The sequence below is a fragment of the Mesorhizobium sp. M0058 genome, from assembly GCF_040323095.1.
Taxonomy (GTDB): Bacteria; Pseudomonadota; Alphaproteobacteria; order Rhizobiales; family Rhizobiaceae; genus Mesorhizobium.
Map to the genome: position 1 here is coordinate 343,291 of NZ_JAMYUQ010000003.1, position 20,082 is coordinate 363,372.

Below are 20,082 nucleotides of genomic sequence, written 5' to 3' on the forward strand. Positions count from 1 at the left end.
GTCGCACGTAACTTGAGGGAGAAATCCCGTTCCTCGTCCCCTGAGGATCAGATTCGCTCAAGCCCCCGTTGTGACAGCAAATCCCATTTAAGGCGTCCTGTTGGACGCCTTTTCTTTGTCCGGGATTCTCGCCCGGGAATGGCCGGCCCTATTCGGCCAGCACCCGCGTCGACGGGAAGGCGACCTCGACCAGCGTCCCTTCGCCCGGCGTCGAGGTGATGGTGAAGCGGGCGCGGTTGGCTTCCACCATCGCCTTGGTCAGCGGCAGGCCGAGACCGGTGCCGTCGCCACGCCCGCGCTTCAGCGCATTGATCTGCTTGAATGGCTTCAGCGCCTGCTCGATCTCGGCATGGCTCATGCCAATGCCGGTATCGCGCACCCGCATGACAACGTCGCCGGAGGTTTCATAGGCGGTCGACACGATCACCTGTCCGCCGGCTTGCGTATAGCGAATGGCGTTGGACAGGATGTTGAGCGCGATCTGGCGCACGCTTCTGAGGTCGGCGACGACTTCCGGCAGTCGCGAGGCGAAGCTGGAGCGAATGATGACACGCTCGCGGTTGGCCTGCGGCTGCATCATCGCCACCGTCTCGGCCAGCGTATCGTTGAGCGACACCGCCTCGTAGTCCATTTCCTGCTGGCCGGCCTCGATCTTCGAAATGTCGAGGAGGTCATTGACGAGATCGAGCACATGGTTGCCCGAGCGGTTGATGTCTCTGAGATAGTCGCGGTAGCGGTCATTGGCTACCGGGCCGAACTTCTCGTCCACCATCAGCTCGGAAAAGCCGATAATGGCGTTGAGCGGCGTGCGGATCTCGTGGCTGATGCGGGCGAGGAAATCGGTCTTCTGCGAGGAGGCGCGCTCGGCCACCGCGCGCGCCTGGGTCAGATCCTCTTCGGCCCGCTTCCACTGCGTGATGTCGCGCACCACGGCGCAGAAGCCGCTGTCATTGGGCAGCCTGCCGATGGTCATGAACAGCGGGATGAAGCGCCCTTGCGCCTCGCGCCCGATCACCTCGCGGCCATCGTTCATCACACTCGCCACGCCGGGCTCGGACAGGCCGTTCAGATAGTCGCGCGCCGCGCGCTGGCTTTCGATGGCAAACAGCGAGGCGAACGGTTTACCGGTGACGTCGTCGCTGTCGAAGCCGAACAGCGCCTCGGCCGGCCGGCTGATCGAGCGGATGTCGCCGTCGCGGCCGATCAACACCACACCATCGGTCGCGGTGTCGATGATGGTGCGCATCTCGGCAATGCGCGCTTTGAGTTCGGAGACATCGGGCTGCGTCTGCTCGTCGGCTGCGAGATGCGCAACCATCGGCGGCTCGTTGTCGCCGGTACGTCGCACCACCAGCATCAGCGCCTTGCCGGCGCGCCACGGCACCGAACGCAAAATGGCTTCGATCGGAAATTCCTGGCCCTCGCGCGTCTTCAGTTTGAGTGTGTGGTCGCTTTCGCCGGCCATTTCTGAATAGGGATCGGCAAACAGCGCGTCGAGCCCGCCGGCGTCGCTCAGGTCCTCAAGCGTGTCATAGCCGGTCAGGCCGAGGAATTCCTCATTGCCGTAATGAAGCTCGTCGCCCGAATGGATGAGCAGCGGCACCGGCAGCTTGCCGAGGATCGACGTGTCAGGGGCCTTGTGTTCATCTCCGGCCGAGAATGCCGAAGGCATGAACCCCTCAAGCTTGAGCGGCGGCACTTTCAGGCGCTGTGGTTCTGCCGGCACTGTGTCCGCATCGCCGGCCTTGTCCCCGTCTTCCACGGCGGAATCGGTCGCCTCGTCGGACGGCGCCCAATCCTCATTGTCCTCGGCATCGCGGAAGTCGGCCGACGTCATGCTGTCGTCTTCACCGGCATTGGCCGGCGTCTCGGCAACAACCGGCTGTGGCTCTGCGGCCTCGACGATCTCTTGGGCTTGCGTATCATCCGGTTCGGAAGCCGGCGCAAGTTCGTCGTTGGACGACGTTGCTTCCGTACTGTCTTCGGTGACGGAGCCTGGTTCGGGATCGGCATAGTCGAGCAGGGAGCGCGACACTGTCGGCGCCTTCGCCTCGCCTGCTTCGCTGTCCGCAAGGCCGTCGTCCGGCTGCTCGCCGTCAAGCCGCGTCAGGTCCTTTTCGTCCTCGGCATCGCTTTCCGGCGGTTCGGCCTCAGCCGTTTCGCTTTCGGGTGCGGCTGCCGATGGTTCAGCCACGGCAGCCGGGCCGGCTTCGTCCGGACTCGAGACCTCGGCGGGTTGTCGGGCTGGCGCGGCTGTTTCAGCCTGGTCCGCCTCGACATGATCCGGCTTGGGCTCATCTGCCTTGGCCTGGTCTGGCATTACCTGATCCGGATTGGCCGGTTCGGCCTGCTTGGCAGTCTCCGGCTGCTCCGGCGGGGGATTGTCCTTCTTCAGCCGCTCGCCGATTTCGCGGAAAGCGCTGCGCTCCAGCGTCGACAGGCCCCTCTCGCTTGTCGGCTGCTTGTCGCTGGCGGGCTGCCGATGCTCGGCCAGCCGGATGACCTTGTCGGCAAAACGACGTTCCTGCTTCGGCACGATGGTCAGTGCCGGCACTTCGCCCTCGAACGGATCGGCCGCCTTGGGAGCTTCCGCCACGGGCTGTTCCGGGGCCGGCTCGGCTGCTGCCGGTGGCGCGCCATTGGGGACCAGCGCCATGCCGATTGCTTCCGGATCGACCACCGCATCGCCGGCGCGGGCGACGCCGAAACCACGAAAACCTTCGAAGGCGCGGCTGCGGCCATAGACAGGCAGTGCTGCCAGATCGACCGGTATCTTCAGGTCGGAGCCGGCAACCGGCCACAGTACCGAGCGGCCCGACCAGGTGTCGCGCCGTTCAAGCAGGCCCGCGATCTCGCCCGAGGCGTCGAGGCCGAAAGTTGTCGCGACGTCCTTGAAGCGGCGGCCGATCACGTCGGCGGCGGCTTTGCCGACAATGTCGCCGAATTCCGGCGACAGCGCGCTGAACTTGCCGTCGGCGTCGGTGCGCCAGACGAAGCGCAGCGGCGGCGCCGAGCGGTCGACCTCACGTTTGGCGGGAGGCGCAGCCGGTGGGGCTGCGTCGGACGGCAGGGCGGGCGCAGCGGCACTGCTGTCCAACTGCGCACTCTCGGCCGGGGAAACAGAGTCCGGCTCGGCCTGCGCCGGGCTGTCCGGCTCGCCCGCCTGCGGCTCTTCGCCGGCATGGAAGTACCAATGATCATGTTGCGCCGGCGCGCTGTCATTCGCCGCCTGCTCGCGGCCGGTCGTCTGCTCGCGATGGTCCGCCTTTGTATCGGTTGACGCCGAAGCATCATGCTCGGTGGCAGCCGGACCTGTCTCCCCGACATCAGGCGCGGCCGCGAGTGGGGCGCCCTGATTCCCGCTTGCGGTGGGGTGGTCAGCCACCGCATCCACCGTTACCGCGTTCTCCGCGGCGGCTTGCGCCGGGCCATCGTCGACCTGCGCTGCAGCAGGTTCGGCATCCAGCTCGCCGACAGGATTTTCCTCACCGAGCTGATCCTCGTCGATGACCACCAGCAGATGCCTGGACTCGGTCAGGCGCGCGAAGCCGGCCGGATAGGACTTTGCGCCGCCGGGGACCAGCCGCTTGACGATGCGGTCGTCCTGGCTCGCCACGTCGGCGACAAGCGCGGCCAGCGTCTCAGGCCGGATGGCGAGCGCGCCAAAGCCATCCGAAGCCGCCTCGACAGTGCCGGCGGCGTCGACAAAGGCGATGAAATGGCCGTCTTCGGTAAAGCCGCTGATGGCGCGGGCCGCAATGTCGGCAGCACTGCGCGAGCCGGCCTGCGCTGCCGGCACCACCAGCATAATGGCGCTTTCGCCGTCCGGCATAGTCACCGCACTGGCCAGGAAGCCGACGGCGCGGCTGGTGATGCCGGTCGCCAGCCGTACCGTAATGGCGCGGTCGCTGCCGATCTGCGGGAAGCCCGCGGTCGCCATGATCTGGCGCCTGGCGATCAGCGGCAGCTGAGCCGAGGCGCCGATGATGGCCTCGATATCGGGATAGCCGAACACCGCAGCGCCCGGGCCGTTGGCCCAGATCACCTGTTCGAGGTCGGCCGACAGAATCGCGATCGCGTCGCCGGCGGCGAAGCGCTGGCGAACCGCATCAAGCACGGCGACATCGAGGAAAGAGTAGTTCTCGGAAGGCATGCGCTTGGCGGACCCTTTCGGTGAAACCTCTTGGCGAACCCCTCTTGGCGAACCTACAAGGCGGGCAATTTGCAGTTAACGCTTTGTTAATAAAAGCCCGCGCGGCGAAGGTCCACAAGCCATGGCGGGAAGCAGGTGGAATCTCTGGCCACTTGGTTAACAGCCTCTCGGAATGTCCCTGGATAACCTCTTGGGTGACGCATGGGCAGAAATTTATGGTGCACTGCAACAAACATATTGCATCGCACAAAAAAACCGCTATATTGCCATCATACATGAACGAGACGGCTTTTTGTCAAAGCCGCTACCCCGAAAGGATGGAAAATGACCAAGGCCAAGACCGCTGAGACCATCGAAAACGTCGAATTCCCGAGCTTCGACGCTTCCAAGGCAACCGACCAGATCCGCGCTTTCGCCGAAAAGGGGGTCGAGCAGTCGAAGGAAGCCTACTCCAAGCTGAAGACCGGCGCCGAAGAGACCCAGAAAGTCCTGGAATCGACCTTCGAGACTGCCAAGACCGTTTCCAGCGACCTGTCGCTCAAGACCATCGCCGCTCTGCGCGCCAATGCCGAAGCCGGCTTCTCGCATCTCGAGGCCCTCATCGGCGCCAAGTCGCTGTCGGAAGTGGTCGAACTGCAGACCGCCTTCCTGCGCAAGCGCGTCGAGACCACCGTCGAGCAGGCCAAGGACTTCCAGGCTGTTGCTTCGAAGGCTGCCGAAGACGTCTCCAAGCCGGTCAAGACCGCTTTCGAGAAGGCCCTGAAGGACATCAAGGCCGCCTAATAATTGCGCACAACTCTGCGATGCATCAAAACGTCGCATTTCGTCAGACAAATAGGTGTGCGATAGAGTTGTCCAAATGAATACCCGGCGAGTGGAACCTCCTCCCTCTGCTCTCCGGGGTGACCAGCCAGCACCTCCTCCCGCTGGCTCGTAACAGGAAAAGGCCGGCACCTCCTCCCGCCGGCCTTTTTCTTTTGCCGAAGAAAACCGGCGCCTGTTGGCAGAACCGGCTTTGCCTTATCAAAGGCCTTGAATTAGTCTCTGATAGACCGTATTGGACGCATCGCCGAACGACAGAGCGGATCTCGGAGAATGAATTTTCACCACGATCTGGCTCAGGCGAACGTGCCGTTGTAGCTCAGATGGTTAGAGCGCCGGATTGTGGATCCGGAGGTCGCTGGTTCGATCCCAGCCAACGGTACCACCGACCTTCCCGATAAGTGTTTCAATTCACTGGAAAACTTTGGCGAACGCTTCGTCCTGGTTGCGCTTTGATGCTGGGCGAAAATCCACACGGGGCGCGCGCTCGATACCGCCAAGCGATCAAGCGCGCCGAATCGCTGGGGTTCGTTTATCGGCCGCTTGCCGAGATTCTGGTCGCCGAGCCGCTCGACACGATCCTGCAGAGGGTCGAGCGCACGATCGGAGCACCCGCCACATCACCATCGGTAAGCAGCGATCTGCGCCTGGGCGGCGGAAACGCCAAACGCTTGCAGTAGCTTAAGGCACAGATACTCGTTCTCGACGTTGTTGGAGAGATCGATTGTTCGGCAGCCGGCCGATCTGCGGCTTCAGGAGATGGGTGGTCGCCGCCGTCCCGATGGGTTGAACCAGCCTCCGTCCTTGCTCACGCTCAGCTAAAGCGTGTCACGATTAATTAGCCTCGTATCCGGCAACCTTGAAGAAGTTTCTGCATTCAGCTGGCTCGAACAGGTGGCAGATATCGCCGAGAGCTTGGCAGAGTGCGTCTTGTTCACAAGCGAGGCGAAACGCGGAAATGGCGCGCTGCCTCGCGGTGACCATGCCCCTCATCGACATACGCACAACGCGCTGACGCAACTCAAGCGGTAGCGGCTTGCCCATCGCGGTCTCCTTTCAACCGCAATGAATCACGAAGGCGTCGTAGCGTTTGGTCGGGGATGATGGTTTTGAAAGCCCAGCCGAGTCGATTGGATGCATCGTCCGTTTTTCACAGGATGGACAACGCCTGGGATCAGTTTTACGAGTCAGCCCAACCAGCGGAGATGTTCGCGTCCCCAAATGAACAAGATGGACACCCAAAACAGCAAGGGCGGCGACGAGCGCTCGACCGCCACCAGCCTTCTGCGGCTCGGCATACGGTTGAAACTCTCCCGGCAGACGCGTGGGCTGACCTTGAAGGCGCTAGCTGCCGCCGCGAACTGCTCTGAAAGCCTGCTTTCCAAGGTCGAGAACGGCAAGGTCTCGCCCTCGCTTCCCATGCTGCACCGGCTTGTCGAGGTGCTTGGCACCAACATTGGCTGGATGTTCGAGGAATCCGATGGTGAGGAAGGCATCGTCTTTCGGGCTGGATCGCGGCCGTTGATCGCGCTCGATCCGCTTCGGCGCGGCGAAGGCATTTCGCTCGAGCGCGTCATTCCGTATTCGCCCGGCCATCTCCTGCAGTGCAACATCCATCACATCGAGGCGGGAGGTGAGAGCGCCGGCCCGATCCAGCACGCTGGCGAGGAAGTCGGCTACCTCCTGGAAGGTGCGATCGAATTGATGGTCGGCGAAAAGACGTTTCGCCTGTCGGCCGGCGATTCCTTCGTCTTCAATTCCGAACTGCCGCACTGGTACCGCAATGTCGGCGACGAACGCGCCAGCATTTTCTGGGTGAACACGCCGGCAACATTCTGATCGGGCGAGCCCCTCATTTGTCTTCGTTGATGCCAATTCAAGTCACTTGACAAGAAATCAAGCATCTTGAAATATGCTCTGCGCTCAGGCGCCAGGTGAGCCCGATCAAGGGCCTTTTCGAGAAAACCAAGGGGAACCGGAATGCGTCTTACCAAGATCCTTTCAGGCTGCGCCGCAGCCATCGCCATGACCCTCGCCCTCGGCTCTGCTTCCGCCATGGCCGAGACCTATGCGCTGGTGACCATCAACCAGCAGGCCCTGTTCTTCAACCAGATCAATGACGGCGCAACGGCTGCCGCAAAGGCTGCCGGCGTGGACCTCGTCATCTTCAACGCCAACAATGTACCAAGCGCGCAGAACGACGCCATCGAGAACTACATCACCCAGAAGGTCGACGGCATCATTCTCGTCGCCATCGATGTCAACGGTGTGAAGCCGGCCATCACCGCGGCCAAAGCCGCCGGCATCCCGGTGATTGCCATCGACGCGCAGATTCCCGATGGCGACAACGTCGCCTTCGTCGGCGTCGACAACACCAAGGCCGGTGAGGATATCGGCAAGTTCTACGCCGAATACGTCAAGACCAAGCTGAGCGGCACCGCCAAGATCGGCGTCGTCGGCGCGCTCAATTCGTTTATCCAGAACCAGCGCCTCGACGGCTTCAAGAAGGCTGTCACCGACAGCGGCCAGAAGGTCACCTTCCTCGACACGGTCGACGGCCAGAACGTCCAGGACGTCGCCCTGTCCGCCTCCGAAAACCTGATGACCGCCAATCCTGACATGACGACGCTTTACGCGACCGGCGAGCCGGCTCTGCTCGGCGCGGTTTCCGCCGTCTCCAGCCAGGCCCGTACGGGCGACGTCAAGGTGTTCGGCTGGGACCTGACCAAGTCGGCGGTGCAGGGTCTCGAAGAGGGCTGGGTGGTCGCGGTCGTCCAGCAGGATCCGGCCGGTGAAGGCAAGGCTGCCATCGAAGCTTTCGTCAAGCTCAAGAAGGGCGAGAAGATTGACCCGATCATCAACGTTCCGATCACCATCGTGACCAAGGAAAATGTCGGCCAGTTCAAGGACATGTTCAAGTAGTATCCTCCCCGGACCGCTGGGCCGCGCATTGACCCGAGGGTTGCCTGCGCAGCCCGGCGACCGATTGAACATGTCGCGCCCAGAGAATTGGAACCATGATGAGCGATGGCGAGACCTACCGCGTCAGGATGACCGGTATTTCCAAACGGTACGGCCCTATCCAGACGCTGGACGATGTCTCGCTGAACCTGAAGCCTGGCGAAGTGCTCGGCCTGGTCGGCGACAATGGCGCCGGCAAATCCACCTTGAGCAAGGTCCTGTCCGGTGCGGTAATTCCTGATGCCGGCACCATCGAGATCGATGGCAAGGCGGTGTCTTTCTCGTCGCCGGCCGATGCCCGCGCCGCACGGGTGGAGATGGTCTACCAGGACCTTTCGCTCTGCGACACGGTGGATGTGGCGGGCAATCTCTTCCTCGGCCGCGAACCGCGTCGCCGCGTTCTCGGCGTCCCCTTTCTCGACAACAAGCGCATGCATGGCGAGACGCGCCAGATGCTCGACCGGCTCGGCATCGTCATTGCCGATACCAAGCTCAAGGTCGAAAACCTCTCCGGCGGCCAGCGCCAGTCGATCGCCATCGGCCGCGCCGCTTCTTTCGACCCCTCGGTGCTGATCATGGACGAGCCGACGGCCGCCCTTGCGGTGGCGGAAGTCGAGGCGGTTCTGGAACTCATCCGCGCCGTCAGCGCCCGTGGTGTCAGCGTCATCCTCATCACCCATCGCCTGCAGGATCTGTTCCTGGTCTGCGATCGTATCCAGGTCATGTACGAAGGCCGCAATGTCGCCGAGCGCAAGATCGGCGAGACCAGCATCGAGGAGGTCGTCAACCTGATCGTCGGCCGCAAATTCACCGCGCGCTCGGCCCGCGCAAGCCGCGATGAGGGGGTCCAACCATGAACGTTACCTCCGCCGGTGTTGGCGCCTCGCCCAAACGCGCTCACAACAGCACGTGGAAGGATGTGGCGTTCGCCAATGGCAGCGTCGTCTCGATTGCGCTGTTCTTCATCGTCGTCTGCGCGGTCTTCTCGCTGATCACCGGTTCCTTCCTGACGACGCCCAATCTGCTCAACATCGCGCGCCAGTCGGCGCCGCTGCTGATCGTTGCGGCCGCGATGACCTTCGTCATCACCACCGGCGGCATCGACCTCTCGGTCGGCTCCGTGCTGGCGCTGACGGCAACGCTGTCGGCGGTTTTCCTGCAGGCCGACCTGCCATGGCCGCTGGTCGTCATCGCCATGCTGGCGCTTGGTGCTGCGATCGGCGCCTTGCACGGCTTCTTCATCGCCTACGAGCGGATACCGCCCTTCATCGTCACCCTTGCCGGGCTCTCCGTCATCCGCGGCGTGGCGTTGCTGATCACCGGCGGCTATTCGATCCCGGTCGAACCCACCAGCTTCTTCGTCAACATCGGCAGGGCGTGGTTTCTGGGTGTGCCGGTACCGGCGCTGCTCGCCCTTGTCGTGCTGATCATTGCCTATCTCGCCTTCAACCAGACGCCGTTCGGCCGCTATGTCACCGGCATCGGCGCCAATACAGAGGCCGTGCGCCGAGCCGGTGTCGATACGCGCTTCATGACGCTCTTCGTCTACATCCTGTCGGGCATGGCGGCGGCGGTGGCCGGCATCATCCTCGCCGCCCGGCTCGGTTCCGGCTCGTCGAATGCCGGCCAGGGTTTCGAGCTCGATGTCATCGCCGCCGTGGTGCTTGGCGGCACCAGTCTGTTCGGCGGGCGCGGTACGATCATCGGCACTGTGCTCGGCGCGTTGACCGTCGCGGTCATCGGCAACGGCTTGATCCTTGCGCATATGTCGCCCTTCCTGACGCCGATCGTTACCGGCACAATCATCCTCGTTGCCATCTGGCTGAATTTCCGGCTGTTCAAGGGCGCAACGCGGAGCCGCTGACATGGATCATCTGTTCGACGACAAGCCAAGGGAACGGGCACCGATCGGTGTTCGCTCCGGCACGGTGATGACCGTTACCGGCGCGGTTGCGATTGCCGATATGGGCGTGACGCTGATGCATGAACACATACTGCTCGATGGCGCGACGTCGTGGAAATGCCCTTGCCATCCCGACGAGAAGAAGATCGCCGAGCAGCCGGTCAGCATGGAGATCATCGGCGAGTTGCGGATGAACCCCTACATGAACCGCGACAACGTCTCGCTCGACGACAGCGACCTAGCCCTTTCGGAGTTGGCGAAATACCGGGCGCTCGGCGGCCATACCATGGTGGATGCGACCAACATTGGCATTGGCCGCGATCCGGTGAAGCTGGCGCGCATCGCCCGTGCCTCGGGATTGCGGATTGTCATGGGGACGGGCTTCTACCTGCAGCACACCCATCCCGACTGGCTGAAAGCGATGGACGTCGACGATGTCACCGAATTCCTCGTCAATGATGTCGGCGGCGGGTCGGCGCAGCCCGAAATCATTGCCGGCATCATCGGCGAGGTTGGCGTCAGCAAGGATTTTACCGACGAGGAGCGCAAGTCGCTGCGGGCCTCCGCCCGTGCGGCCAAGATGACCGGCGTGCCGCTGACGATCCATCTGCCCGGCTGGGAGCGGCTGGCGCATGATGTGCTTGACGTGGTCGAGACAGAAGGCGCCGATCTCCGGCATACGGTGCTTTGCCACATGAACCCCAGCCACAACGATCTTGCCTACCAGCAAAGCCTCGCCGCGCGTGGCGCCTTCCTGGAATACGACATGATCGGCATGGATTTCTATTATGCCGACCAGGACGCGCAATCGCCGTCCGACGAGCAGAATGCGCAGGCGATCCGCTCGCTGATCGACATGGGTCTGGTCGACCGGGTTCTGCTGTCGCAGGACGTGTTTCTGAAGATCATGCTGACGCGCTTTGGCGGCTTCGGCTACGGCTTCATCCTCAAGCATTTCGTGCCGAGACTGAAGCGCCATGGTGTCGAGCAGTCGGCAATCGACACGATGCTCATCGACAATCCAAAGACTGTGTTCGCCGAGGTCCTCTGAGCCGCGGCTCCAAAACAAGATAGGGAGACTACATGTCCAGGAGGAAGGTTCTTCTCGCAGGCGAGTCCTGGGTCTCGACCGCGACCCACATCAAAGGCTTCGATCAGTTTCCCACCGTGACCTATCACACCGGTGCCGATGAGTTGCTGGCCGCGCTGAAGGACAGCCTGTTCGACGTCACCTTCATGCCGGCGCATGAGGCACAGCGGAATTTCCCGCAGACCATGGAAGCGCTTTCGGCCTATGACGCGGTCGTGCTCTCCGATCTTGGAGCCAACACGCTGCTGCTTCACCCCGATACCTGGATCCACTCCAAACCGACGCCGAACCGGCTGCGCCTGTTGCGCGACTATGTCGGCAATGGCGGCGGCCTGTTGATGTTCGGCGGGTATTACAGCTTCCAAGGCATCAATGGTGGCGCGCGCTATCACAAGACGCCGGTTGAGGACGTTTTGCCGGTCATCTGCCTGCCGGTGGACGACCGTGTCGAGGTTCCAGAAGGCTATGCGCCGGTCGTCGTCGGCCCGCAGACCCATCCGATCCTCAAGGGCCTCGGCAAGGATTGGCCAATCCTGCTTGGCTTCAACGAGGTCACGGTCAAGGACGGCGCGGAAGTTCTCGCCACCGTCTCTTCCGACTACCGTTCGCTGCCGCTGCTGGTGACCGGCAAATATGGCCAGGGCCGCACCGTCGCCTGGACGTCGGATGTCGGCCCGCACTGGCTGCCGCCGGGCTTCATCGCCTGGAATGGCTACAAGACGTTGTTCGAACAGATGCTAGGCTGGGCAACGGCCAGGGATTAGCCATGCGCGTCCATGTCGTCGGTAATGTTTGCGTCGATACAACCTTTCAGTTGGACCGGTTTCCGGCGGCAGGCGAGACGCTGAACGCATCGGAACATGCTGACGGACTTGGCGGCAAGGGTGCGAACCAGGCGGTGGCCGCGGCGCGCACCGGAGCCGATGTTCGCTTCCGTGCCGCGATCGGCAACGATCCCGCCGGAGCCTGGATCACAGAGCAGTTGAGCCGCGATCTCGATGCCAGCCATCTGGCGGTACTGCCACTGCCCAGCGATCGGTCGACGATCATGGTCGATGCGCGCGGCGAAAACCTCATCGTCACCGGAGCCAGTTGCGCCGCCGCGTACAATCCTATGGCCGACAGCGGTTTTACCCGATCGATCGCACGCGGCGATATCGTAGTATTTCAGGGCAATCTGGGTCCGGATATGACGGCCACTTGCCTGAAGGTGGCGCGGGGCGCGGGAGCGATGACGATCTTCAATCCGAGCCCGCTTGCGGCCGACCACACACCGGGCTTGAGCGACGTCAGCGTCGTCATCGCCAACGCGGGCGAAGCGGCGCAACTGACCGAGGCTGGCGACCCTGCCATGGCGGCCCGCGACTTGATCCGTCAGGGCGCCGGCGCTGCCATCGTGACGCTTGGCGCACTCGGCTGCCTGGTCGCCGATGGCGAAGGACGGATCGACCGGATCGCGGCACCCAGCGTGGCCGTGCTAGACACCAGCGGCGCGGGCGACGTCTTTTGCGGTTGCCTCGCTGGTTGCCTTGCGGCCGGCATGGAGCTCCCCGCGGCAGCGCGGATTGCGGTCCGCGCGGCCGCTGTCTCGGTCGGACGCGCCGGCACGCTTGAGTCCTGCCCCGACAGACGGGAAATGAAAGTGCTTATGGAAACGACGGAAGCGAAAACCGCATGACAAATTCCCCTAACTCCAAACCCATTGGCCAGGTCGCGGATGATGTGCTGCAGTCGATCTTCGGCAGGAGCAAGGTGGTGATCGGCGTTGTTCACCTTGCACCCTTGCCGGGTGCGCCGCGCTACGATGGCGAGGCGGTCGAGGCCATATATCAACGCGGCCTCGACGGTGCGAAAGCCTATCTGCATGGCGGTTGCGACGGCGTGATCGTCGAAAACCACGGCGACGTGCCTTTTGCCAAGCCGGATGACATTGGGCCGGAGACTTCAGCCTATATGTCCGTCGTCTCCGACCGCATCCGCCGCGAACTCGGCCGGCCGATCGGCATTAATGTGCTTGCCAATGCCTCCATTCCCGCGCTGTCGATCGCCAGTGCCTCCGGTGCAGCCTTCGTGCGCGTCAATCAATGGGCCAACGCCTATGTCGCCAACGAGGGCTTTATCGAAGGCGAAGCGGCGCGCGCCATGCGTTTCCGCGCTAGGCTTCGGGCCAACGGTATCCGCATCTTCGCCGACGCGCATGTCAAGCATGGCGCCCACGCGATCGTCGGCGACCGGCCGATCGAGGAGCAGGTCAAGGACCTCGTGTTCTTCGATGCCGACGCGGTGATCGCCACCGGCCAGCGCACTGGCCACGCCGCCGACCTCAGCTACATCAGGATGATCAAGGACGCCGCCGGACTGCCGACGCTTGTCGGCAGCGGGGTGACACCCGACAACGCCAACGATATCTTGGACATCGTCGACGGCGTCATTGTCGCCAGCTCGCTGAAACATGATGGAGTGTGGTGGAATCAGGTCGATCCGCAACGGGTGAAGGCCTTCATCCGCGGCCTCAAGCGGTGACTTTAGTGCCGGAGATCGACGGCGAGCGGCTGCTGGGCCGGCTCGATGCCTTCGCCCGGATCGGCGCGACGCCAGCCGGTGGCGTAAACCGACAGGCGTTCAGCATCGAGGATCGCGGCGCCCGGCGCCTGTTGGCGGAATTGGCGCTCGAGCGCGGCTTCGCGGTTTTCCAGGACGCCATGGCAAACCTTTTCATCCGCCGCGAGGGCACGGATGCCACCCTGCCGCCGCTGCTGATCGGCAGCCACCTCGACAGCCAGCCGACCGGCGGGCGCTTCGATGGAGCGCTCGGCACGCTTTCCGCCTTCGAGGCGCTCGAAGCGCTGGAGGACGCGAGGGCCGAGACTCGGATGCCGATCGAGGTCGTCGCCTGGGCCAATGAAGAGGGCAGCCGGTTTACGCCGGGTGTCATGGGCTCCATGGCCTTCACCGGAGCCGACATTTCCGCATGGCGGTCCATAGTCGGCAGCGACGGTGCGTCCCTCGCAGAGGAGCTCGGGGCAACGATCTCCGCCTTGCCAGAGGCAACCCTTCGCCCCCTCGGCATGTCGATATCCGGCTACATCGAGCTGCATATCGAACAAGGACCGTCTCTGGAAAAGGAGAGGTTGCCGATCGGTATCGTCACAGCCGTGCAAGGTACGCGCTGGCTGGAGGTCTGCATTGGGGGCGCCGCCGGTCACGCCGGTACAACCGACCTCGCCTACCGCAGGGATCCGATGGTCGCGGCCGTTGCCGCGATTCACAGGCTCCAGACGACGATCATGCCGTTCGACAGCAGTGCAAGGCTGACGGTGGGCCGGGTGACCGCCCAGCCGGGATCGATCAACGCCATACCGCAGTCTGTGGTCTTCGCCGTCGATATCAGGCATCCGCGGGTAGAGCGGCTCGATGCCATCGAAGCAGAACTGCGCCAGGTGTGCGCGGCGGAGGCAGAAGCTCAGCATTGCACGGTAACGATCAGTCGATCGTTCGACATGCCGGGGGCGGCATTCTCTCCCGATATGGTCAAAACCGTCGAGGAGGCCGCCAATACCCTACAGCTGCCGCACAAACAGATGATCTCGGGTGCATTCCATGACGCGCTGTTCCTCGCCCGGGTGGCGCCTGCCGTGATGATCTTTGTGCCGTGCCGTGACGGGCTGAGCCACAACGAGGCGGAATATGTGGAGCCTGCCTACGCGGTTACCGGCGCGCGGGTTCTGCTGCAAGCGGCCACCGTCGCCGCCTCTTAGGCAGCGACGGTGGCACAGGCGTGCTGGCGTGAAGAGGCAACCCGTGGGGCTTCCTGGTGCCCGCCCGTCATTTCGTGACGTCGGCGGGCTGCAACTGGTGGTCAAGGGGCCGAGCTGCGGCGGATTGATCGCGGACGTATGATCGGCCCACATTCAACACCTGACCCAGCAGAAAAGCCCACCAGATCCCTGGGCCGTCATTGACGCCGTGGGTGATTGGCGGTGACGATCTCGTCGACTTACCGAGATGGGCGATCTGCTAGGCTACCGCCTCGGCCACCGGCAGGAAATCCCCACGCCCGCCATAGAGCTTGCCCGTGTCGATCGCGAGCAACTGGCGCCGTCCAGCCGTCCAGCGCTGCTGGACGTTGTCGCACTAGAGGCGTCCACAAGGATGCGTGTGTCCCAACTGTCGCTGCGGTTAATCATAAAGCCAATGTCGCGCACCATGGAAAGAGACAATCCCGATTGGGCACCCAGTAACTGGTGATGTCGCCGGCAAGGGAAGCCGCTTCGTAGTATTGCGCGACGGCGACGCCAGGCATCGTGGCAACGAACCTTATTGCCCAAGGCATCGGCGCTTTCAAAAATGTCGATGGATGAATGCCGGCCGTTCTGATCCTTCTCGGCCATCGCCAGATGGCCTTGCTACCGCACATTAGCAGAACCGGATTTTTCTCGTCAAAGGCGAAAAATCGAAACGTCGTTCCTTATCTCTATAGATTTTGTCGAATATCGTCTGCCCCGGTTTGGGAATGACCGATGCGCATGCAGGGTCTGGGAGATTGACGAGTTGGCAAGGCTATCGGTTCTCGGAATATCCGGCGGCGTAAGCACGCCATCGCGCACAACCGCGGTGGTGAACGCGCTGGTCAAGGACGTCGCGCTGCGCGTCCCGGCAGACACCGGCCTGATCGAAATCACCGAGGCGGCGCCTTCGCTTTTCGTCGGGCTGTCCCGTGGCGCCCTCGGCGCGTCCGGCGAAGCAATCATCCAGCGCGTCGAGAAGGCCGATCTGCTCGTGGTCGGAACGCCTGTCTATCGGGCTTCCTACACCGGCGCCCTCAAGCACCTGTTCGACCTCGTCGACTATCGCGCGCTCGCCGGCAAGACCCTGCTTCTCGCGGCGACAGGCGGAAGTCCATACCATGGCCTGGTTCTCGAACATCAGTTGTGGCCATTATTCGGCTTTTTCGGCGCCGTCACCGTACCCACCGGCGTGTATGGGGCGCCTGACGATTTCATCGGCGCCGAAATCGTCGGCGAGGCGATACGCGAACGCATTTCACGGGCCGCATCCGAAGCGGTTTCACTGCTCAATTCCAATCGTGCAACGGCCGCCGCAGCGCGCGTCGGCTGAGCCAACCAAAAAGGGAACAACGACATGACGTCTCATTCCGACGGCCTGAAATTCGCCTACTGGGTTCCGAACGTCTCCGGCGGCCTGGTCATCTCCAACATCGAGCAGCGGACCGGTTGGGACATCGACTACAACCGCAAGCTCGCCCAGATCGCAGAGGCCAACGGCTTCGACTACGCACTGAGCCAGATCCGCTTCACCGCCGGCTACGGCGCCGACAACCAGCATGAATCCGTGTCGTTCAGCCACGCACTGCTGGCCGCGACCACGACGCTGAAAGTGATTGCGGCCGTCTTGCCCGGTCCATGGAACCCGGCGCTGGCCGCCAAGCAGATCGCCACCATCAACCACCTGACCAATGGCCGCGTGGCCGTCAATGTCGTCAGCGGCTGGTTCCGTGGCGAGTTCGCCGCCATCGGCGAGCTGTGGCTCGACCATGACGAGCGCTACCGCCGCTCGGAGGAGTTCATCCGCGCGTTGCGCGGCATCTGGACCGAGGACAATTTTACGCTGAAGGGCGACTTCTATCGCTTCACCAACTACTCGATGAAGCCGAAGCCGATCGATCCGCAGCCCGAGATCTTCCAGGGCGGCTCGTCGCGCGCCGCGCGTGACATGGCTTCGCGGGTGTCCGACTGGTATTTCACCAACGGCAACACGCCCGAAGAGATCAGGAAGCAGGTCGACGATATCAAGGCCAAGGCGAAGGCGAATGGCCACAAGGTGAAGATCGGCGTCAACGCCTTTGCCATTGCTCGCGAAACCGAGGCGGAAGCACGCGCCGTGCTGGACGAGATCGTCGCCAAGGCCAATCCCGAAGCGGTGCAGGGCTTTGCCGACCAGGTCAAGAATGCCGGCAAGGCCTCGCCGGAAGGCGAGGGCAACTGGGCGAAGTCGTCCCTCGAAGATCTCGTGCAGTACAATGACGGCTTCCGCAGCAATCTCATCGGCACGCCGGAACAGATCGCCGAACGCATCCTCAAGCTGAAGGATGCCGGCGCCGACCTGATCCTGCTCGGCTTCCTGCATTTCCAGGAAGAGGTCGAGTTCTTCGGCAAGCGCATCATCCCGCTGGTGCGCGAACTGGAAGCGGCGCGTGACAGGGAGCTTGTCGCCGCCGAATAGGCCAGGGCGCGGCCTGCGGGCCGCGCACTCCTTGAAAATCAGGAACGTGTCATGATTGGTGCTTCGCTGGGAGCCGCCGCATACGAGCGTGCGCCCGAAATCCCCGGCATTCTTGCTGGCGCTGGTCCACTCACGGACACGCGCCCGGCGCGCCTGTCGGCAAAGGTCGATGCGATCCTGACTCTGAGCGGGATTGGCATTTCGTTCGGCGGCGTCACGGCGCTGAGCGATGTCGATCTCGAGGTCAAGAGCGGCGAAATCCGCGCCGTGATCGGCCCCAACGGCGCAGGCAAATCCTCGCTGATCAACATCATCAGCGGCCTCTATCACGCCGACCACGGCAAGATCGCGATCGCCGGCCAGTCATTCTCCCGTGTGCCCGCGAACCGTCTGGCACGTCTGGGCGTCGCGCGCACCTTCCAGAACCTGGCGCTCTTTCCCGGGCTTTCCGTGCACGACAACATCGCGTCGGGCCGCGTCCACACCAGGCGCGCCAGTTTTGTCGAACATATTGCCGGCCTGCCACGCGCCAGGCGCGAAGACGCTGCGATTGCCGAAAAGGTCGACCAGACAATCGCCTTCCTGCATCTGGAAACGGTCGCCGATCAGCTGGTCGCGACGCTGCCCTACGGCTTGCAGAAGCGGGTCGAACTGGCGCGAGCGCTGGTTGCCGAGCCGAAGATCCTGCTGCTCGACGAACCGATGGCGGGCATGACGGCGACCGAGAAAGCCGAGATGGCCGGGTTCGTGCGCGCCGCGCGCGACCGGCATGGCGTCACCATCATCCTGATCGAGCACGACATCGGGGTCGTCATGGGCCTATCCGACCGCGTCGCCGTGCTCGATTACGGCCGCAAGATCGCCGACGGCACGCCGGCCGAAGTGCGCGCCGATCCGGACGTGATCCGGGCCTATCTCGGCACCGCCGAGGGCGAGGATGGCGAGGGCATCTGATGAGCTACTATGATTTTCTCTTCGTTGTCGAAGTGCTGGTCGGCGGCCTGTTGTCGGGAGTCATGTATTCGCTCGTCGCCATCGGCTTCGTGCTGATCTACAAGACGTCGGGTGTGCTGAACTTCGCGCAAGGGTCGATGGTGCTGTTTGCGGCACTCACCTTTGTCAGCCTGGTCGAACGCGGCATCCCGTTTGCGCTTGCGCTGCTCATCACCTTCGCAGTCATGGTCGCGCTGGGTTTCACCATCGAGCGAACCGTGCTCAGGCCGCTGGTGAACCGCTCGCCGATGACACTGTTCTTGGCCACGCTTGGCCTGTCCTACATCATTGAGGGCGCTGCCCAACTGATCTGGGGCACGCAGGTGCACGGGCTTGATCTCGGCATCGACGACACGCCCTTCGAGGTCGGCGGCATCCTGATCTCGTCGTTCGACCTTCTGGCAGCTGGCATCGCCGCAGCGATGGTGGCGGGCTTGAGCGCCTTCTTCTATTGGACCCGGATCGGGCTGGCGTTTCGCGCCGTCGCCGACGACCAGTTCGCGGCCCTTGCCGTCGGACTGCGGCTGCCGCGGATCTGGGGAACGGTGTGGACGGCCGCGGGCTTCGTGGCGCTGGTCGCGGGACTGCTGTGGGGTGCCCGCCTCGGCGTCCAGTTCTCGCTGTCACTGATCGTGTTGAAGGCGCTGCCGGTGCTGGTGCTTGGCGGCTTCGATTCCATCCTTGGCGCCATCGTCGGCGGCCTGATCATCGGCGCCAGCGAAAAGCTCGCCGAGGTCTATCTCGGCCCCTTCGTCGGCGGCGGCATCGAAGGCTGGTTCGCCTATGCGCTGGCGCTGGTCGCGCTGCTGGTGCGTCCCTCCGGCCTGTTTGGCCAGAAAACCGTCGAAAGGGTCTGACCGATGGCCGTGCAAGCGCTCGACGCCGCCAGGCTTCCAATCGACTGGCAGAAGTTCGCCCGGAAATTCGCTTTGCCGGCCGTGCTGATCGTCGTCGCCTACGGCCTGATCCCGGCCTATGCCTCGAGCTATCTGGTTGAGGCGATCCTGCTGCCGTTCCTGGCGCTCAGCCTGGCGGCAGTCGGCCTCAACCTCTTGACCGGCTATTGCGGCCAGCTTTCGCTTGGCTCCTCCGCTTTCATGGCGGTAGGCGCCTTCGCCGCATACAATTTCAACCTGCGGGTGGAAGGACTGCCGCTGGCGGCGACCATGATCCTGGCGGGAATTTCGGCCGCCGGCATCGGCGTCATCTTCGGATTGCCGAGCCTGCGCCTGCGCGGCTTCTATCTCGCTGTCTCGACGCTGGCCGCCCAGTTTTTCGTGCAGTGGGCGTTGACCAAGTTCGGCTGGTTCTCCAACGACAATCCGTCCGGGGTGATTTCCGCGCCGCACCTTGCCGTCGCCGGGTTTTCGCTCGACGGTGCCGCCGGACGCTATTTACTTTCCGTCACCACCGTCGCCTTGCTGACGGCACTGGTCTGGCGGCTGGTCAACAGCGCCACCGGCCGCAATTTCATCGCCGTGCGCGACAATGAAACCGCCGCGCGCATCATTGGCGTGCCGGTGCTGCGGACCAAGCTGCTGGCGTTCGCCATTTCGTCCTTCATCATCGGCGTCGCCGGCGTGCTGTGGGCCTTCACCTATCTGCGCACGGTCGAGCCGGCCGGCTTCAATCTCGACCGCTCGTTCCAGATCCTGTTCATCATCATCATCGGCGGGCTGGCTTCGATACGCGGTGCGTTTCTGGGCGCCGCATTCATCGCCGTCTTCCCGCTCGTTCTGTCTCGGCTCGGCGCCTTCGTGTTCGGCGGCCTGTTCGATTCTGGTGTGCTCGATATGAGCCAGCGCATCGTGCTTGGCGCCCTCATCATCATATTCCTCATCGCGGAACCGAACGGGCTGTCGGCCCTCGTCGACCGCCTGAAACGACGGATCGGCTCAAGGTCCAGCTGAGCGCCGC

At 63.3% G+C, this 20,082-nt stretch carries 18 protein-coding genes and 1 tRNA gene; 17 read left to right on the top strand and 2 right to left on the bottom strand.

What is annotated here, in order from left to right:
• Positions 1-148: 148 nt before the first annotated feature.
• The gene (locus NKJ75_RS06995) at positions 149-4,153 is read right to left on the bottom strand and encodes a PAS domain S-box protein (RefSeq protein ID WP_352499485.1); all 4,005 of its coding nucleotides are present in this window, start codon (positions 4,151-4,153) and stop codon (positions 149-151) included.
• Between the two features lie 324 nt (positions 4,154-4,477).
• On the opposite strand from NKJ75_RS06995, the gene NKJ75_RS07000 reads away from it, so the two are divergent.
• The 3 genes from NKJ75_RS07000 (at position 4,478) to NKJ75_RS07010 (ending at position 5,655) form a co-directional block, all read left to right on the top strand.
• Positions 4,478-4,936, top strand: a complete 459-nt coding sequence (locus NKJ75_RS07000) for a phasin (RefSeq protein ID WP_023669330.1) — start codon at positions 4,478-4,480, stop codon at positions 4,934-4,936.
• 347 nt (positions 4,937-5,283) lie between these two features.
• Positions 5,284-5,360, top strand: a tRNA-His gene (locus tag NKJ75_RS07005).
• Between the two features lie 70 nt (positions 5,361-5,430).
• The gene (locus NKJ75_RS07010; RefSeq protein ID WP_352499486.1) at positions 5,431-5,655 is read left to right on the top strand and encodes a hypothetical protein; all 225 of its coding nucleotides are present in this window, start codon (positions 5,431-5,433) and stop codon (positions 5,653-5,655) included.
• Positions 5,656-5,809: 154 nt separating this feature from the next.
• On the opposite strand, the gene NKJ75_RS07015 is transcribed toward NKJ75_RS07010, so the two are convergent.
• Positions 5,810-6,019 (bottom strand): hypothetical protein, encoded by a 210-nt coding sequence (locus NKJ75_RS07015; RefSeq protein ID WP_023701801.1) that lies wholly within the window; start codon positions 6,017-6,019, stop codon positions 5,810-5,812.
• Between the two features lie 177 nt (positions 6,020-6,196).
• Here NKJ75_RS07015 and NKJ75_RS07020 point away from each other — a divergent pair, with 177 nt between their 5' ends.
• The 14 genes from NKJ75_RS07020 (at position 6,197) to NKJ75_RS07085 (ending at position 20,075) form a co-directional block, all read left to right on the top strand.
• The gene (locus NKJ75_RS07020) at positions 6,197-6,814 is read left to right on the top strand and encodes a cupin domain-containing protein (RefSeq protein ID WP_023672469.1); all 618 of its coding nucleotides are present in this window, start codon (positions 6,197-6,199) and stop codon (positions 6,812-6,814) included.
• Between the two features lie 141 nt (positions 6,815-6,955).
• The gene (locus tag NKJ75_RS07025; RefSeq protein WP_352499487.1) at positions 6,956-7,897 is read left to right on the top strand and encodes an ABC transporter substrate-binding protein; all 942 of its coding nucleotides are present in this window, start codon (positions 6,956-6,958) and stop codon (positions 7,895-7,897) included.
• 95 nt (positions 7,898-7,992) lie between these two features.
• A complete protein-coding gene (locus NKJ75_RS07030) occupies positions 7,993-8,793 on the top strand; it encodes an ATP-binding cassette domain-containing protein (protein ID WP_023713118.1) in 801 nt (266 codons plus the stop codon).
• Complete coding sequence (locus NKJ75_RS07035) at positions 8,790-9,800, top strand: ABC transporter permease (RefSeq protein WP_023672472.1); 1,011 nt, start codon at positions 8,790-8,792, stop codon at positions 9,798-9,800. Before NKJ75_RS07030 ends, NKJ75_RS07035 begins: the two co-directional genes overlap by 4 nt.
• 1 nt (position 9,801) lies before the next feature.
• Complete coding sequence (locus NKJ75_RS07040; protein ID WP_352499488.1) at positions 9,802-10,890, top strand: phosphotriesterase family protein; 1,089 nt, start codon at positions 9,802-9,804, stop codon at positions 10,888-10,890.
• Positions 10,891-10,922: 32 nt separating this feature from the next.
• Positions 10,923-11,693: a glutamine amidotransferase gene (locus NKJ75_RS07045; protein WP_352459480.1), complete on the top strand. Its 771-nt coding sequence runs from the start codon at positions 10,923-10,925 to the stop codon at positions 11,691-11,693.
• A 2-nt stretch (positions 11,694-11,695) separates the two neighbouring features.
• The gene (locus tag NKJ75_RS07050; protein WP_352499489.1) at positions 11,696-12,607 is read left to right on the top strand and encodes a ribokinase; all 912 of its coding nucleotides are present in this window, start codon (positions 11,696-11,698) and stop codon (positions 12,605-12,607) included.
• Complete coding sequence (locus tag NKJ75_RS07055; protein WP_352499490.1) at positions 12,604-13,452, top strand: BtpA/SgcQ family protein; 849 nt, start codon at positions 12,604-12,606, stop codon at positions 13,450-13,452. Before NKJ75_RS07050 ends, NKJ75_RS07055 begins: the two co-directional genes overlap by 4 nt.
• Positions 13,449-14,687 (top strand): Zn-dependent hydrolase, encoded by a 1,239-nt coding sequence (locus NKJ75_RS07060; RefSeq protein ID WP_352499491.1) that lies wholly within the window; start codon positions 13,449-13,451, stop codon positions 14,685-14,687. The genes NKJ75_RS07055 and NKJ75_RS07060 overlap by 4 nt, the downstream gene beginning before the upstream one ends.
• 793 nt (positions 14,688-15,480) lie before the next feature.
• Positions 15,481-16,047, top strand: coding sequence for an NAD(P)H-dependent oxidoreductase (locus tag NKJ75_RS07065; protein ID WP_352499492.1), 567 nt, complete (start codon positions 15,481-15,483; stop codon positions 16,045-16,047).
• Positions 16,048-16,071: 24 nt separating this feature from the next.
• Positions 16,072-17,172 (top strand): dimethylsulfone monooxygenase SfnG, encoded by a 1,101-nt coding sequence (gene sfnG, locus NKJ75_RS07070; RefSeq protein WP_023701791.1) that lies wholly within the window; start codon positions 16,072-16,074, stop codon positions 17,170-17,172.
• Between the two features lie 51 nt (positions 17,173-17,223).
• The gene (locus NKJ75_RS07075) at positions 17,224-18,126 is read left to right on the top strand and encodes an ABC transporter ATP-binding protein (RefSeq protein WP_023670621.1); all 903 of its coding nucleotides are present in this window, start codon (positions 17,224-17,226) and stop codon (positions 18,124-18,126) included.
• The gene (locus tag NKJ75_RS07080; protein ID WP_023701789.1) at positions 18,126-19,022 is read left to right on the top strand and encodes a branched-chain amino acid ABC transporter permease; all 897 of its coding nucleotides are present in this window, start codon (positions 18,126-18,128) and stop codon (positions 19,020-19,022) included. Before NKJ75_RS07075 ends, NKJ75_RS07080 begins: the two co-directional genes overlap by 1 nt.
• A gap of 3 nt (positions 19,023-19,025) precedes the next feature.
• Positions 19,026-20,075 carry a branched-chain amino acid ABC transporter permease gene (locus NKJ75_RS07085; protein ID WP_023701788.1) on the top strand — a complete coding sequence of 350 codons (1,050 nt, stop codon included), beginning with the start codon at positions 19,026-19,028 and terminating at the stop codon, positions 20,073-20,075.
• The last annotated feature ends 7 nt before the right edge of the window (positions 20,076-20,082 follow it).

Bases quoted from the DNA above. Each gene is read 5' to 3' on its own strand.
- sfnG (WP_023701791.1), top strand. From the start codon at position 16,072: ATGACGTCTCATTCCGACGGCCTGAAATTCGCCTACTGGGTTCCGAAC.
- NKJ75_RS07025 (WP_352499487.1), top strand. From the start codon at position 6,956: ATGCGTCTTACCAAGATCCTTTCAGGCTGCGCCGCAGCCATCGCCATG.
- NKJ75_RS07000 (WP_023669330.1), top strand. From the start codon at position 4,478: ATGACCAAGGCCAAGACCGCTGAGACCATCGAAAACGTCGAATTCCCG.
- NKJ75_RS06995 (WP_352499485.1), bottom strand. From the start codon at position 4,153: ATGCCTTCCGAGAACTACTCTTTCCTCGATGTCGCCGTGCTTGATGCG.
- NKJ75_RS07055 (WP_352499490.1), top strand. From the start codon at position 12,604: ATGACAAATTCCCCTAACTCCAAACCCATTGGCCAGGTCGCGGATGAT.
- NKJ75_RS07010 (WP_352499486.1), top strand. From the start codon at position 5,431: ATGCTGGGCGAAAATCCACACGGGGCGCGCGCTCGATACCGCCAAGCG.
- NKJ75_RS07085 (WP_023701788.1), top strand. From the start codon at position 19,026: ATGGCCGTGCAAGCGCTCGACGCCGCCAGGCTTCCAATCGACTGGCAG.
- NKJ75_RS07050 (WP_352499489.1), top strand. From the start codon at position 11,696: ATGCGCGTCCATGTCGTCGGTAATGTTTGCGTCGATACAACCTTTCAG.
- NKJ75_RS07075 (WP_023670621.1), top strand. From the start codon at position 17,224: ATGATTGGTGCTTCGCTGGGAGCCGCCGCATACGAGCGTGCGCCCGAA.
- NKJ75_RS07040 (WP_352499488.1), top strand. From the start codon at position 9,802: ATGGATCATCTGTTCGACGACAAGCCAAGGGAACGGGCACCGATCGGT.
- NKJ75_RS07020 (WP_023672469.1), top strand. From the start codon at position 6,197: ATGAACAAGATGGACACCCAAAACAGCAAGGGCGGCGACGAGCGCTCG.
- NKJ75_RS07080 (WP_023701789.1), top strand. From the start codon at position 18,126: ATGAGCTACTATGATTTTCTCTTCGTTGTCGAAGTGCTGGTCGGCGGC.
- NKJ75_RS07035 (WP_023672472.1), top strand. From the start codon at position 8,790: ATGAACGTTACCTCCGCCGGTGTTGGCGCCTCGCCCAAACGCGCTCAC.
- NKJ75_RS07015 (WP_023701801.1), bottom strand. From the start codon at position 6,019: ATGGGCAAGCCGCTACCGCTTGAGTTGCGTCAGCGCGTTGTGCGTATG.
- NKJ75_RS07030 (WP_023713118.1), top strand. From the start codon at position 7,993: ATGATGAGCGATGGCGAGACCTACCGCGTCAGGATGACCGGTATTTCC.
- NKJ75_RS07045 (WP_352459480.1), top strand. From the start codon at position 10,923: ATGTCCAGGAGGAAGGTTCTTCTCGCAGGCGAGTCCTGGGTCTCGACC.